This is a genomic window from Rhizobium sp. C104 (assembly GCF_022354505.1).
In the GTDB taxonomy this organism is placed as follows: Bacteria; Pseudomonadota; Alphaproteobacteria; order Rhizobiales; family Rhizobiaceae; genus Rhizobium; species Rhizobium redzepovicii.
On record NZ_CP092348.1, the window covers coordinates 86,328 to 98,652 of the forward strand.

At 58.3% G+C, this 12,325-nt stretch carries 15 protein-coding genes; 10 read left to right on the top strand and 5 right to left on the bottom strand.

The window, feature by feature from the left end:
* The first annotated feature begins 136 nt into the window (after positions 1-136).
* Together MF410_RS01475 and MF410_RS01480 are read left to right on the top strand one after the other, a co-directional pair.
* Complete coding sequence (locus MF410_RS01475; protein ID WP_097629200.1) at positions 137-787, top strand: histidine phosphotransferase family protein; 651 nt, start codon at positions 137-139, stop codon at positions 785-787.
* 120 nt (positions 788-907) lie between these two features.
* Positions 908-1,270 (top strand): response regulator, encoded by a 363-nt coding sequence (locus MF410_RS01480; protein ID WP_097629130.1) that lies wholly within the window; start codon positions 908-910, stop codon positions 1,268-1,270.
* 208 nt (positions 1,271-1,478) lie between these two features.
* Here MF410_RS01480 and ctrA read toward each other — a convergent pair whose 3' ends face one another.
* Entirely contained in the window at positions 1,479-2,180 is a 702-nt protein-coding gene (gene ctrA / locus MF410_RS01485; protein ID WP_003542362.1) for a cell cycle two-component system response regulator CtrA, read from the bottom strand.
* A 435-nt stretch (positions 2,181-2,615) separates the two neighbouring features.
* On the opposite strand from ctrA, the gene MF410_RS01490 reads away from it, so the two are divergent.
* Entirely contained in the window at positions 2,616-2,966 is a 351-nt protein-coding gene (locus tag MF410_RS01490) for a hypothetical protein (protein WP_003566024.1), read from the top strand.
* A gap of 151 nt (positions 2,967-3,117) precedes the next feature.
* Here the strand turns inward: MF410_RS01490 and MF410_RS01495 are convergent, their stop codons facing one another.
* Positions 3,118-3,396 (bottom strand): GNAT family N-acetyltransferase, encoded by a 279-nt coding sequence (locus MF410_RS01495; RefSeq protein WP_097629129.1) that lies wholly within the window; start codon positions 3,394-3,396, stop codon positions 3,118-3,120.
* 140 nt (positions 3,397-3,536) lie between these two features.
* On the opposite strand from MF410_RS01495, the gene MF410_RS01500 reads away from it, so the two are divergent.
* Entirely contained in the window at positions 3,537-4,004 is a 468-nt protein-coding gene (locus MF410_RS01500) for a paraquat-inducible protein A (protein ID WP_097629128.1), read from the top strand.
* A gap of 20 nt (positions 4,005-4,024) precedes the next feature.
* Here MF410_RS01500 and MF410_RS01505 read toward each other — a convergent pair whose 3' ends face one another.
* Complete coding sequence (locus MF410_RS01505) at positions 4,025-4,300, bottom strand: DUF1153 domain-containing protein (protein WP_007533628.1); 276 nt, start codon at positions 4,298-4,300, stop codon at positions 4,025-4,027.
* A 408-nt stretch (positions 4,301-4,708) separates the two neighbouring features.
* On the opposite strand from MF410_RS01505, the gene MF410_RS01510 reads away from it, so the two are divergent.
* Positions 4,709-4,897, top strand: a complete 189-nt coding sequence (locus MF410_RS01510) for a hypothetical protein (protein WP_131711333.1) — start codon at positions 4,709-4,711, stop codon at positions 4,895-4,897.
* 461 nt (positions 4,898-5,358) lie between these two features.
* Here the strand turns inward: MF410_RS01510 and MF410_RS01515 are convergent, their stop codons facing one another.
* Both MF410_RS01515 and cysQ read right to left on the bottom strand, forming a co-directional pair.
* Positions 5,359-6,084 (bottom strand): sugar transferase, encoded by a 726-nt coding sequence (locus MF410_RS01515; protein WP_003590533.1) that lies wholly within the window; start codon positions 6,082-6,084, stop codon positions 5,359-5,361.
* A gap of 530 nt (positions 6,085-6,614) precedes the next feature.
* Positions 6,615-7,412: a 3'(2'),5'-bisphosphate nucleotidase CysQ gene (gene cysQ, locus MF410_RS01520; protein ID WP_239620099.1), complete on the bottom strand. Its 798-nt coding sequence runs from the start codon at positions 7,410-7,412 to the stop codon at positions 6,615-6,617.
* 537 nt (positions 7,413-7,949) lie between these two features.
* Here cysQ and MF410_RS01525 point away from each other — a divergent pair.
* Genes MF410_RS01525 through MF410_RS01545 form a run of 5 tightly spaced genes read left to right on the top strand, consistent with a single transcriptional unit; the run spans position 7,950 to position 12,238 of the window.
* Entirely contained in the window at positions 7,950-8,852 is a 903-nt protein-coding gene (locus tag MF410_RS01525; protein WP_049731672.1) for a branched-chain amino acid ABC transporter permease, read from the top strand.
* A gap of 4 nt (positions 8,853-8,856) precedes the next feature.
* Entirely contained in the window at positions 8,857-10,248 is a 1,392-nt protein-coding gene (gene livM / locus MF410_RS01530) for a high-affinity branched-chain amino acid ABC transporter permease LivM (RefSeq protein ID WP_097629125.1), read from the top strand.
* The gene (locus tag MF410_RS01535; RefSeq protein WP_003581862.1) at positions 10,248-11,123 is read left to right on the top strand and encodes an ABC transporter ATP-binding protein; all 876 of its coding nucleotides are present in this window, start codon (positions 10,248-10,250) and stop codon (positions 11,121-11,123) included. The genes livM and MF410_RS01535 overlap by 1 nt, the downstream gene beginning before the upstream one ends.
* Entirely contained in the window at positions 11,123-11,866 is a 744-nt protein-coding gene (locus MF410_RS01540; RefSeq protein WP_179867178.1) for an ABC transporter ATP-binding protein, read from the top strand. Before MF410_RS01535 ends, MF410_RS01540 begins: the two co-directional genes overlap by 1 nt.
* 18 nt (positions 11,867-11,884) lie before the next feature.
* Positions 11,885-12,238 carry a DUF6867 family protein gene (locus tag MF410_RS01545; RefSeq protein ID WP_097629124.1) on the top strand — a complete coding sequence of 118 codons (354 nt, stop codon included), beginning with the start codon at positions 11,885-11,887 and terminating at the stop codon, positions 12,236-12,238.
* The last annotated feature ends 87 nt before the right edge of the window (positions 12,239-12,325 follow it).

Genomic DNA, 12,325 nt, shown 5'->3' on the forward strand with positions numbered 1-12,325 from the left:
TTTGCGCCGATGATCTTAACAATCGGTTTACCAAATATGGTGTCATTATGGCACCGAGTACGATCGCAAACTTCGCGCAATTTTGATGAAGCATATTCCCGGGCGCGATGAACTTGCCGCCCCTCAGGAGACGATGATGTCCAAGAACCCCAATCTCACCTTGTCCGGCCCGGATCTGGCCGCGCTTCTTTGCAGCCGCGTTTGCCACGATGTCATCTCACCGGTCGGTGCGATCAATAACGGGCTGGAGCTGCTGGATGAGGGGGGTGCCGACGCCGATGCGATGGACCTGATCCGCACCAGCGCGCTCAACGCTTCCGTCCGTCTGAAATTCGCGCGTCTCGCCTTTGGTGCCTCGGGTTCTGTCGGCGCTTCGATCGATACCGGCGAGGCCGAGCGTGCGGCCAAGGATTTCGCCATCGCCGAGAAGAAAACCGAGGTCATCTGGAACGGGCCGCGCGCCATCGTCGCCAAGAATCGCGTCAAGCTGCTGCTCAACCTGTTTCTCGTTGCCTATTCGGCAATTCCGCGCGGCGGCGTGCTCGAGGTAACGCTTGAGAATCCCGAGTTCGATGCCAGGTTCAAGCTCACGGCCAAAGGCAAGCTGATGCGCCTGCCTCCGAAATTCGTCGAGATCTCGACCGGCACGATCGAGGAAGCGATCGACGCCCATTCGATCCAGCCCTATTACACTGTGCTTCTGGCGCAGGAGTGCGGAATGACGCTTGATCACAGCGCCAGTGCCGAAGAACTGGTGTTCACGGCGGTGGCCGCGGCGGCGGCCTGATTTCGAGATTGGACGGGTGTCTCAGCCCGTCCGGTAACGATTCGTTAGCCTGATGGACCTATTCTCCAGGGTTGTAAGAGGCCTCTTGCTGCGACGAATGCGAGGGGCAAAGGAGCGCCCATGCAAAGGTTCATGATCACCGATAATTCGGATATCGTCCGCAAGGTCGGCAAGCGCATTCTCTCCGAACTCGATTTTCTCGTCAGCGAGGCCTCCAACGCCGGCGAGGCGCTGCAGCGCTGCCAGACGGAGCTGCCGGAATATTTGATCGTCGATTCCGGCATGGAGGGCGCCCTCGACCTCATCGCCGCCATCCGCGCCATGGACGGCGGCAAAGACGTCAAGATCTATTACTGCGTCGTCGAGGCGGATCTGAAGAAGCTGATGGCGGGCAAACGGGCCGGCGCCACCGACTTCTTGCTGAAGCCGTTCGACCGCAAGATCCTGACCGCCGTTTTCGGAAACCGCGCGATCGCTGCCTGACGCCAGGTCGCCTTTCCATGCAGCCTCGCCGAACGCGTAAGCACGTTCGGCCGCCCGCACTCCGTTTTCTTGATCGCAACGGAGAAGGTTCGACCGCTTATCCAGCCTCACATCTCTTTTATTAAGGCCTCTTCTCGTTGCCAGGCAGAAACGAAAAATCCCGCCGGAAGGGCGGGATTTCGTTATCCGATAAGGGGGATCGGAAATATCAGGCGGTTTCGGCGTATTCGGCACCATCCGGCTCGCGCAGAACGTAGCCGCGGCCCCAGACGGTCTCGATGTAGTTGGCGCCGCCAGCAGCGTTGGCGAGCTTCTTGCGGAGCTTGCAGATGAAGACGTCGATAATCTTCAGTTCCGGCTCGTCCATGCCGCCGTAAAGGTGGTTGAGGAACATTTCCTTGGTGAGGGTGGTGCCCTTGCGGAGCGAAAGCAGCTCCAGCATCTGGTATTCCTTGCCCGTCAGGTGGACGCGCTGGCCACCGACTTCGACAGTCTTGGCGTCGAGGTTGACGATGAGTTCGCCGGTCATGATGACTGACTGGGCATGGCCCTTGGAGCGGCGGACGATGGCGTGGATGCGGGCAACGAGCTCGTCCTTGTGGAACGGCTTGGTCATGTAGTCGTCAGCGCCGAAGCCGAGGCCGCGAACCTTGTCTTCGATACCGGCCATGCCCGACAGAATGAGGATCGGTGTCTTGACCTTGGACAGCCGGAGCGTGCGAAGCACTTCATATCCGGACATGTCGGGCAGGTTCAGATCCAGCAGGATGATATCATAATCATACAGCTTGCCCAGATCGACGCCTTCTTCACCGAGATCGGTGGTGTAGACATTAAAACTTTCTGATTTCAGCATCAACTCGATGCTCTGCGCCGTCGCGCTATCATCCTCGATGAGTAGTACCCGCATAATTATCCCCTTTACCGCCGCCGAAAGGTGGTCTGGCCCCCTACACGATACCGAACGCGCTACGTGATTTGGAAGCTGCCACGAAATGGTTAACAAATTCTAATTCACTCTGGCAAGGAGTATCGAATTTATTAAATATTTTTTCCATTTCTCTGTTTTCCAATAGGAATCTCAAATGGCGCTCTTCATCTTCAACATTAGGAAAATGCGCTAAGTGATTCATCCGACTCGCCAATGAAAAGGTTCGAACTTAATGCCGCGGCATTTACCGACCCTTAAATCATCGGGCCTATCATTAACGATGCCCGTAAACGAAAGGTTACCAGCGGTAGGTATTTGTTAATATCGCAGGAAATTTTTTAGCAAACCGTGTCAAAGCGGCGCGCAGGGCGGTTTCAAGTTGAGCCGGGGTCTCGCATCACGGGAGTAATGCGTATGAAGTCGCGAGAGAGTCTCGTTCGCCTGAAAGAGTTTCAGGTGAACGAAAAACGACGTCAATTGCAGCAGTTGCAGATGATGATGTCCGAATTCGAACGGATGACGAAGGATCTGGAGAGCCAGATCGTCGTCGAGGAAAAGAAGTCCGGAATCTCAGATCCGAATCACTTTGCGTATCCGACCTTCGCCAAGGCCGCGCGTCAGCGGGCCGACAACCTGCAGGTTTCGATCAAGGAACTGAAGATGCAGGAAGAGTCGCTGGAAATGGCGCTCGAAGAGATGCAGGCGGAATATGCAAGGGCGACGGCGCTGGAAGAACGTGACACCAGCGCCCGCGCAAGGGCGTAAAAAAACGGCGGGCGCCGGCTGCGGCGCCCTGGGATCGCCACTGAGAAGCCATGTATGACGGGCGCGCTGTCCGTCATACATGGCTTTTGGTGTTTCGCCGTTTTACACTCTATCACCCACCCGGAAATCGCAGCCGTCTGAGCCGCAAAGATCAATTCACGACATCGTGCCATTCCGGATGGCGTTGCGCCTGTGCCTTGAAGAATGGGCAGAGCGGGATGATCTTCCAGCCGCCGGCCCGGGCCGCCTCCACTGCGTGCAGCGCCAATGCCTGGCCGACGCCCTTGCCGCGTAGCGCATCGGGAACGGCGGTGTGATCGACGATGACGAGTTTCGCCGAGGTGCGCGAATAGGTCATCGCCGCCTCGTGCCCCTCGACCTCGGCCGCATAACGGCCGCCGGATGCGCCTTCCTCGTTTCGAATGTCCATTGTCTTTCCTCGCTGAGGGATGGGGATATTGTCGTCGGCGACGGTGACACGGCGACGCGATCGTGCCAAGCCGGCAAGGCCATGGCTGGAGGAGACGGAGTGTTCATGAAAAATGTCGGGTCGGCGCGAGGTTCGGGCCTATGAGGGCGCTTTCGATGATCCGCCCCGTCCTGCTCGTGGCCGCGCCATTCCTCCTGGCGCTCGGCCTCATCCTGCCGCTGGTCCGTTTCGAGACGCTGTATTTCTTCGATCAGACCCCGTCGCTCATCGAAATCGTCGTCTCGCTCTGGCAGGGCGGGGATAGGCTGCTGGCGGCGATCGTCGCATTGGTCTCGATCGTGCTTCCGCTACTGAAGATGGTCGGGATCTCCGCGGAAGCGGCAGGTGCCGGCGGCGGGGCCGGCAGCCTGTTTTATCGTCGCGTCGTGCCGCATCTGTCCAAGTGGTCAATGATGGACGTGCTGCTGGTGGCGATCGTCATTGCGGCGGCGAAGACAACGGGGTTGGCGGATGCCTTCACGCAGCCGGGCCTTTGGTGCTACGCAGCCTCGTCAATGATTTCGGGCCTTCTTCATTCCCTGATGGGAAATGCGTCCGGCCCGAAATAAATCTCGATGATGGCGTACGATCAGTGGCGATATTGCTGGATGCGCGTGGTGCGCAGGCCGGCGAGACCGTGGCTGTTGATCGACGATTGCCAGGAGAGAAACTCTTCGACGGTGAGCGTATAACGCTCGCAAGCCTCTTCCAAGCTCAACAGGCCACCGCGAACAGCCGCGACAACCTCTGCCTTCCGACGGATCACCCAGCGCCGCGTATTGGGCGGCGGAAGATCCGCGATCGTCAGGGGGCTGCCATCGGGGCCGATGACATATTTTACTCGGGGACGTATCATTTCGGTCATTGGACTCTCTACACAACGCAAGACCACGGACGCCACTCTAGCCTGCCACATTTAAAAATTGCCTAAGCTCATCGTAAGACTTTGATAACAAATTTAGATGCCCTGGGCCCCCCGGCCGATACGGGATGGCCATCTTCCGCTCCGTCAACTTGGGGCGGCGTGAATGGGGGCTTGCCGAATAAATATGACTGATTTCCCGTGATAAGTTTTGTCGCGCGGGGCATAGGAATGAACGTGAGACATCGTCTCTGTTCTTCCCGCTGGTTCAGTCCAGCGCGCGCTTTTGATGCTTGGTGTGCTTGGCATGCGAGAGCAAAAGCCATCTCTGTCGATGCCCCGGCACAGGGCCTCTTACTACCGACGGCGAGGCCAGACTGAAGCAGACCCGTGGCGTGAGGATGAAAATGGATGAGCATGCGCGCGGTGATTGCGCTGAGCATGCTGGGTTTTTTGTCTTCGCAGTCAGGTCGCGATGGGATCTCGCCAAACGGCGGCAGGGAGCGGTTTGGCAAGATCGCGAGATTTGCGGGCTTCGATTTTTATCTGGGCTCAGCTTTCCCAAGAGGCTGTCGCACGGCTTTCACGGAAACCAGCTGACTGGCCGGAAAGCTTAATCGGTTTTTTCACCGGGCCGGCGATTTTCTTGTCTTGAGGCAGATGTGAGCGCGAGAAGGCGGACGATCGAGGCCGATTTTCAGTGAGGCGGGCGGCGGCGCCAAAAAAGCACCTTCAATTCGTGTTCAGATGTACGCCTCGAACAATATTTTCGCCTTCGCGCCCACACAGCGCTGACCTGAAACAATACATCTTCGCTTTCGGACGGATGTTTCATGCCGGCATGGCCGCAGGCGATGGCGCGCCTGGCGCGAAATCGTATGCCTGCGCTGGTCGCCGGCAAAGCAGCGACGAGATTGCGATCATTCTCGAATTCTCGTCGCATATGGGGTCGGGTTATTTGAAGTGCGCGATGCGCAAGCTCGATTCGGTCAGCCGCAGGAGGCGGTCACCGGAGCGGTCGGGTGCCGGCGGCTCTCGCTGCCGGCCCCTTTCTTAAAAGCTTAGAAGCCTTTTCCGCGGGTCAGTTCCGACACGACGGTGCCGGCAATGATGCGAATATCCATCCCGATCGAAAAATTTCCGACGTAGTAGAGATCGCTCACAATGCGGGCACGTGCCTTAGCCGGACGATCGGTCGGGCCGCGCAGGCCGCGCATCTGGGCAAGACCTGTCATGCCGGGGCGCATGGCGTGGCGCTGGTGGTATTCCGGGACGAGCTCTTCGTAGAGCATGCCGCCGGCGCGCATGCCGATCGCATGGCAGCGTGGACCGACGACGGACATGTGGCCCATCAGCACGTTCAGCAGCTGCGGCAGCTCATCGACATTCGTGCGGCGCAGGATGGCACCGACGCGGGTGATGCGCGGGTCGTTCTTCACCGTCTGGGCAACACCCGAGACATCGCAGAGATCCGTGCGCATCGAGCGGAACTTGTAGACCTTGATGGTCTTGCAGTTCTTGCCCCAGCGGGTCTGCTTGAAGAGCACGGGTCCCGGGCTGTCGAGCTTGATCAGCAAGGCGACGAACAGAAGGAAAGGCGCAAGGACGAGGAGGGCGCTCAACGACGAAACGATGTCGAACGCCCGCTTCAGGGCAAGATCCACCCACGACGCCTGGGACGCGTCGCTATGGATAACGGGAGTCTGGATCTTCAGGCTCGGCTGCTGGCGGCGGCTCGGCCGGAAGGACTCAGTCGAAATGCTGTTGTTTAGTTCCGTGATGCTCAAGGATCGTACTCTGTTGTCTTCGAGGGGTGCGGCGGCAATAGGCGATCAATGGTTTACCCTGTCACCAGGGCTGCACTCAGGTCTTGGTAACCCTACTAAAACGGAAAAATGCGACAATTGTGTAATGCTGTCCAGAGAAATATCGCATCGCAATAAATCTTTCGCATCTGCGTTAAGTTGAGGCAACCTCATGATATTTCGTTAATAATTGGAATTTCGTCAAGGTTTTTAGGCCTTTGGCGAGGGCTTCCGGGGGTGGTGCGACGTGTTGTTTCGGCACGCGACCGACCATCGTCCGGCGGTATGTTAACGAGTTCCGACACCAAATTTTTCTGGCTGGGATGCTCGATCGTTCCCAAACTGTGTCACAATATGACAAAATCAAGGCGAGATGGGTAACGATCCGGCGCGGGAAAATGGAAAAACGGGGTTCAAATCGAGAATCACCGGCCGTTTGCGAATCACTCTTAGTGCTGGCCGCCGAGGCCCGGCCGCGTGGATAGAGGCGAGTTCGGCGATGCGGCGGGTAGTTACACCGGTTCGAGGACGCGTTTCGTGCCGCCCCAGGAGATGAAGTTCGGATTGGCGAAGTCGAAATCGGCTGCAGCGCCCGTCTTGCCGTAGGTCAGTGGCGCTCCGTCGAGCGTCACCGTGGAGCCGCCAGCAGCGCGCAATACCGCATCGCCGGCCGCCGTGTCCCATTCCATCGTGCGGGTGAAGCGCGGATAGACGTCGGCCTTGCCTTCGGCCAGCAGGCAGAATTTCAGCGAGGAGCCGATATTGGTGCATTTTGAGATGGCGTGGTGAGCGAGGAAGCTTCCGGTCTCGGGACTGTTGTGACGGAGACTGGCAAGCGCCAGCCTGTCCTCCGGCTGTTCGCGCACGGTAATTGCACTGCGGGCGCCGACGGTGAAATCGTCGGTGACTACGAGCCTTTCGGCATGGCCGCGTTCGCCCAAGAAGGCAAGCCCGAGTGCCGGGGCGTAGACGATGCCGGCCACCGGGACGCCGTTCTCTATATAAGCGATGTTGACGGTGAATTCCGGTCGTCCGTCGACGAATTCGCGCGTGCCGTCGAGAGGATCGACCAGGAAGAAGCCGCGGCCGGCGATGTCGGGCACTTTTCCGGCGGCGACCGATTCTTCCGCCACGACCGGTATTTCGGGATAATCTCTGTCGAGATGAGCGAGGATGATGCGTTCGGCCTCCTCGTCGGCGACCGTGACCGGACTTGCATCCGCTTTCATGGCGACCGGGAAGCCTTCGCGCAGGACCGTGATAATGGCCTTGCCGGCTTCGAGCGCCGCCCTTTCAAATGTCCTCAGCATTGTCCTTTTGCCGTTCGCCGCGCGGGCCGAGCACCCCACTGTCGCTCGTCCGCAAACCATCCCTGTCACCAGATCCTCGATATGGTGTTTCCCGTCGCGCTCTGCATCCCCTAACGCAGTGTCATGAAGCTACCATAAGTTTTTAGCCTTGTCAGACGAAGAAGGAGTATCTTGATGTGAAATGGTATTCGCAAAATTGGTGGAGTTCGGGTGTGAATTTGCGCCATCTTCCAATTCTATGGAATAGCTTACGCGCCAAGCGGACAAGGGAAATCGCCGACCAAATCTCCGAATCGTTAACTCAGTGGCGGTTTCTGATCAAAAATAGGCCTTTCTTTGCCGATTTTCTGTGGATTTTGGTTCAAAATGCGCCATTTAGGCCTGTTCGGACAAGAATTTGTCGGAGTAAATCCTTTTTGTCTTCACATTTCCACCGAAACCGGTATGCATTCGGCCTATGAGGTTCTCTGAAACGGGGAACCGAAGAACCAAAAAGAGATGCAGCCCGTGTGGTTCGCATCCAGGGGAAAACGACATATGGAGTATTTCGTCCAGCAGCTCTTCAATGGGCTGACGCTCGGATCCATCTATGGCCTTGTGGCTATTGGCTATACGATGGTTTACGGCATTATCGGCATGATCAATTTCGCCCATGGCGATATCTTCATGCTCGGTGGTTTCGCCGCTCTTATCGTCTTTCTCGTCCTCACATCCATCTTTGCAGGTCTCCCGGTGGCAATTCTGCTGCTGGCGATGCTTGTCGTGGCGATGCTGATGACGAGTTTGTGGAATTGGACGATCGAGCGGATCGCATACCGCCCGCTGCGCGGTTCCTTCCGCCTGGCGCCGCTGATCACGGCGATCGGCATGTCGATCGTACTGTCCAATTTCATCCAGGTGACGCAGGGTCCGCGCAACAAGCCGATCCCGCCGATGATCAGCTCGGTCTATCAGTTCGGCAACATCTCGGTGTCGCTGAAGCAGATCGTCATCATCGTGATCACGGTCGTGCTGCTCGCCGTCTTTTGGTACATCGTCAATCGTACCGCACTCGGCCGTGCCCAGCGCGCCACGGAGCAGGACCGCAAGATGGCGGCGCTGCTCGGCGTCAATGTCGACCAGACGATTTCCATCACCTTCGTCATGGGTGCGGCGCTGGCTGCCGTCGCCGGCACGATGTATCTGATGTATTATGGCGTCGCTTCGTTCGCCGACGGCTTCACGCCGGGTGTGAAGGCTTTTACCGCAGCCGTTCTCGGCGGCATCGGCTCATTGCCGGGTGCCGTTCTCGGCGGGCTGATGATCGGTCTGATCGAATCGCTGTGGTCGGCTTATTTCACCATCGCGTACAAGGATGTCGCGACCTTCGCCATCCTCGCTTTCGTGCTGATCTTCAAGCCGACGGGCATTCTTGGACGGCCGGAAGTCGAGAAGGTATAACGTCATGGCAAACATTGAAAATTCTGCAGGCAAGCCCGATGCCGGACTTGTCCGTAAAGGCCTTACCGAAGCCCTTTTCGCCGCCGTCCTTTCGTTCGGCATGTTCGTTCTCTATGTCGGCCTCAAGACCGACCAGAACATCAATAATGAGTTGATCATCGTCCAGCGCTGGGGGCTGCTTGCGGTCTTCGTCGCTGTCGCCGCGATCGGGCGCTTCGCCACGGTGGTTTTCCTGCGGCCACATCTCGACAGCCGCAAGCTGGCAAAGGCGAGACAGGGCGAACTCGCCATCTCAACCGAGAAGAGCTTCTTCCACCGTCATTTCCTGAAGATCGCGCTGATCGCGCTGCTGCTTTATCCCATGGTGGTGGTAGCGATCAAAGGTCCGCAGGGGTCGCTGACATATGTCGACAATTTCGGCATCCAGATCTTGATCTATGTGATGCTTGCCTGGGGGCTGAACATCGTCGTCGGCCTCGCCGGTCTTCTCGATCTCGGTTATGTCGCTTTCTATGCGGTCGGCGCCTATTCCTATGCGCTGCTTTCGAGCCATTTCGGCCTGTCCTTCTGGGTTCTCCTCCCGCTCTCCGGCATTTTCGCCGCACTTTGGGGCGTTATTCTCGGCTTTCCGGTGCTGCGCCTGCGCGGCGACTACCTCGCCATCGTGACGCTCGCATTCGGCGAAATCATCCGCCTCGTGCTTATCAACTGGACGGATGTCACCAAGGGGACTTTCGGTATCTCGAGCATTCCCAAGGTGACGCTGTTCGGCATTCCCTTCGACGCGACGGCCGGCGGCTTCGCCAAGCTCTTTCACCTGTCGATGTCCTCGGCTTACTACAAGATCTTCCTTTTTTACCTCATCCTGGCGCTCTGCATGCTGACCGCCTACGTGACCATCCAGCTGCGCCGCATGCCGATTGGGCGCGCCTGGGAAGCGCTGCGCGAAGACGAGATCGCCTGCCGCTCGCTCGGCATCAATACGGTGACGACCAAGCTCACGGCCTTTGCGACGGGAGCGATGTTTGCCGGTTTCGCCGGCTCCTTCTTTGCTGCCCGTCAGGGTTTCGTTTCGCCGGAATCTTTCGTGTTCTTGGAATCGGCTGTGATCCTCGCCATCGTGGTCCTCGGCGGCATGGGTTCTCTGACCGGGATTGCGATCGCCGCAATCGTCATGGTCGGCGGCACCGAGTTGCTGCGCGAAATGGACTTCCTGAAAGTAGTTTTCGGGCCGACCTTCACGCCGGAATTGTATCGTATGCTGATCTTCGGCCTCGCCATGGTCGTGGTTATGCTGTTCAAGCCGCGCGGTTTCGTCGGTTCGCGTGAACCGACCGCCTTCCTCAAGGCGCGCAAGGCAATTTCCGGAAGCTTCATCAAGGAGGGCCATGGTTGATGAGCCCCGTCACCAACACCATGTCGAGCGACACGCTTCTCAAGGTCGAACACCTGTCGATGAAGTTCGGCGGCCTGATGGCCATCAACGACTTCTCCTTCGAAGCCAAGCGCGGCGATATCACTGCGCTGATCGGCCCGAACGGTGCCGGCAAGACCACGGTCTTCAACTGCATCACCGGCTTTTACAAGCCGACGATGGGGATGATCACGCTTAACCAGAAGAGCGGCAAGCAGTATCTGCTGGAGCGTCTGCCGGACTTTCGCATCACCAAAGAAGCCAAGGTGGCGCGCACCTTCCAGAACATCCGGCTGTTCTCCGGCCTGACGGTTCTCGAAAACTTGCTCGTCGCCCAGCACAACAAGCTGATGAAGGCGTCGGGTTATACGATCCTCGGCCTCATTGGCATCGGTCCCTACAAGCGGGAGGCGGCCGCATCGATCGAGCTTGCGCGCCATTGGCTGGAGAAGGCCGATTTGATCGACCGGGCCGACGATCCGGCAGGTGATCTGCCCTACGGAGCCCAGCGGCGTCTCGAGATTGCCCGTGCCATGTGCACTGGCCCCGAGCTGCTTTGCCTGGACGAACCAGCCGCCGGCCTGAATCCGCGGGAATCGGCAACCCTCAATGCGCTGCTGCAGAGCATCCGTGCCGAAACCGGAACATCTATCTTGCTCATCGAGCATGACATGTCGGTGGTCATGGAAATCTCCGACCACGTCGTCGTCCTCGAATACGGCCAGAAGATTTCCGATGGCACACCGGATCACGTGAAGAACGATCCGAAGGTCATCGCGGCCTATCTCGGTGTCGAAGATGAAGAAGTGGAAGAGGTGATCGCAACCGTCGAGCAGCTCGAAGGAGGCGCAAATTGATGGGCGATGAAGTAATGACGGGTCAACCGCTCCTTCAGGTGAATGGCGTCGAAACCTATTATGGCAATATCCGTGCGCTGGCCGGCATCGATGTCCACGTCAACAAGGGCGAGATCGTCAGCCTGATCGGTGCCAACGGCGCCGGCAAGTCGACGCTGATGATGACGATCTGCGGCAGCCCGCAGGCCCGTACCGGCTCGGTCGTCTTCGAGGGTCGCGACATCACACACATGCCGACCCACGAAATCGCCCGCCTGCGCATCGCGCAGTCGCCTGAGGGACGCCGCATCTTCCCGCGGATGACGGTTCTGGAAAATCTTCAGATGGGCGCAGGCCTCGATAATCTCAAATACTTCGCCGAGGACGTCGAGAAGATCTTCACGCTCTTCCCGCGCCTGAAAGAACGCCACGCCCAGCGCGGCGGCACGCTTTCGGGCGGCGAGCAGCAGATGCTGTCGATCGGCCGCGCGCTGATGGCGCGCCCGAAGCTGCTGCTTCTCGACGAACCATCTCTTGGTCTTGCGCCGCTGATCGTCAAGGGCATCTTCGAGGCGATCCGCAAGCTTAATGAACAGGAAGGTCTCACCGTTTTCCTCGTCGAGCAGAACGCATTTGCTGCGCTGAGGCTTTCGCACCGCGCTTACGTGATGGTGAACGGCAAGGTGACGATGAGCGGCTCCGGCAAGGAGCTGCTCGCCAATCCTGAAGTCCGTGCCGCCTATCTCGAAGGCGGAAGACACTGAGCTCGAAGGGAGTTTGACATGCAGGGACTTTTCTTCGAAAGCGATACCGGTGCCCGGTTGATCATCCGCGCGATCGTCGTGCTGATCGGCTTCTGGACGGCCTGGCGCGCCGGCAAGGCGGTTGCCGAAGGCTGGAACAACTACCCGCTGACTGTCGTCTACACTTTCCTGCTCGCCTGGGCGATGCAGTTCCTGCACCACGCCCTGTTCGATGGGCCGATGCTCAGCGCTCTCTTCTACGGCATCGATTTCGTGACGCTGCTGGTCTTCTCGACCGCCGGCTTCCGCTTTCGCCGCACCAATCAGATGGTCAACAACTATTACTGGCTGTACGAAAAAACTTCCGCGTTTTCGTGGAAGGACAAACATTGACAGTCCGTTGAAACTAGGCATGAATTGCCTTCAGAGTGGAACAGCTTTCCTGGCGCAGTCAATGGTGGGTAGTGCGCTGGGCCTTGG

Bases quoted from the DNA above. Each gene is read 5' to 3' on its own strand.
- cysQ (WP_239620099.1), bottom strand. From the start codon at position 7,412: ATGCTGAGGACATTTGAAAGGGCGGCGCTCGAAGCCGGCAAGGCCATT.
- MF410_RS01505 (WP_007533628.1), bottom strand. From the start codon at position 4,300: ATGACCGAAATGATACGTCCCCGAGTAAAATATGTCATCGGCCCCGAT.
- MF410_RS01475 (WP_097629200.1), top strand. From the start codon at position 137: ATGTCCAAGAACCCCAATCTCACCTTGTCCGGCCCGGATCTGGCCGCG.
- MF410_RS01510 (WP_131711333.1), top strand. From the start codon at position 4,709: ATGAGCATGCGCGCGGTGATTGCGCTGAGCATGCTGGGTTTTTTGTCT.
- MF410_RS01495 (WP_097629129.1), bottom strand. From the start codon at position 3,396: ATGGACATTCGAAACGAGGAAGGCGCATCCGGCGGCCGTTATGCGGCC.
- MF410_RS01545 (WP_097629124.1), top strand. From the start codon at position 11,885: ATGCAGGGACTTTTCTTCGAAAGCGATACCGGTGCCCGGTTGATCATC.
- MF410_RS01535 (WP_003581862.1), top strand. From the start codon at position 10,248: ATGAGCCCCGTCACCAACACCATGTCGAGCGACACGCTTCTCAAGGTC.
- MF410_RS01540 (WP_179867178.1), top strand. From the start codon at position 11,123: ATGGGCGATGAAGTAATGACGGGTCAACCGCTCCTTCAGGTGAATGGC.
- MF410_RS01490 (WP_003566024.1), top strand. From the start codon at position 2,616: ATGAAGTCGCGAGAGAGTCTCGTTCGCCTGAAAGAGTTTCAGGTGAAC.
- MF410_RS01480 (WP_097629130.1), top strand. From the start codon at position 908: ATGCAAAGGTTCATGATCACCGATAATTCGGATATCGTCCGCAAGGTC.
- MF410_RS01525 (WP_049731672.1), top strand. From the start codon at position 7,950: ATGGAGTATTTCGTCCAGCAGCTCTTCAATGGGCTGACGCTCGGATCC.
- livM (WP_097629125.1), top strand. From the start codon at position 8,857: ATGGCAAACATTGAAAATTCTGCAGGCAAGCCCGATGCCGGACTTGTC.
- ctrA (WP_003542362.1), bottom strand. From the start codon at position 2,180: ATGCGGGTACTACTCATCGAGGATGATAGCGCGACGGCGCAGAGCATC.
- MF410_RS01500 (WP_097629128.1), top strand. From the start codon at position 3,537: ATGAGGGCGCTTTCGATGATCCGCCCCGTCCTGCTCGTGGCCGCGCCA.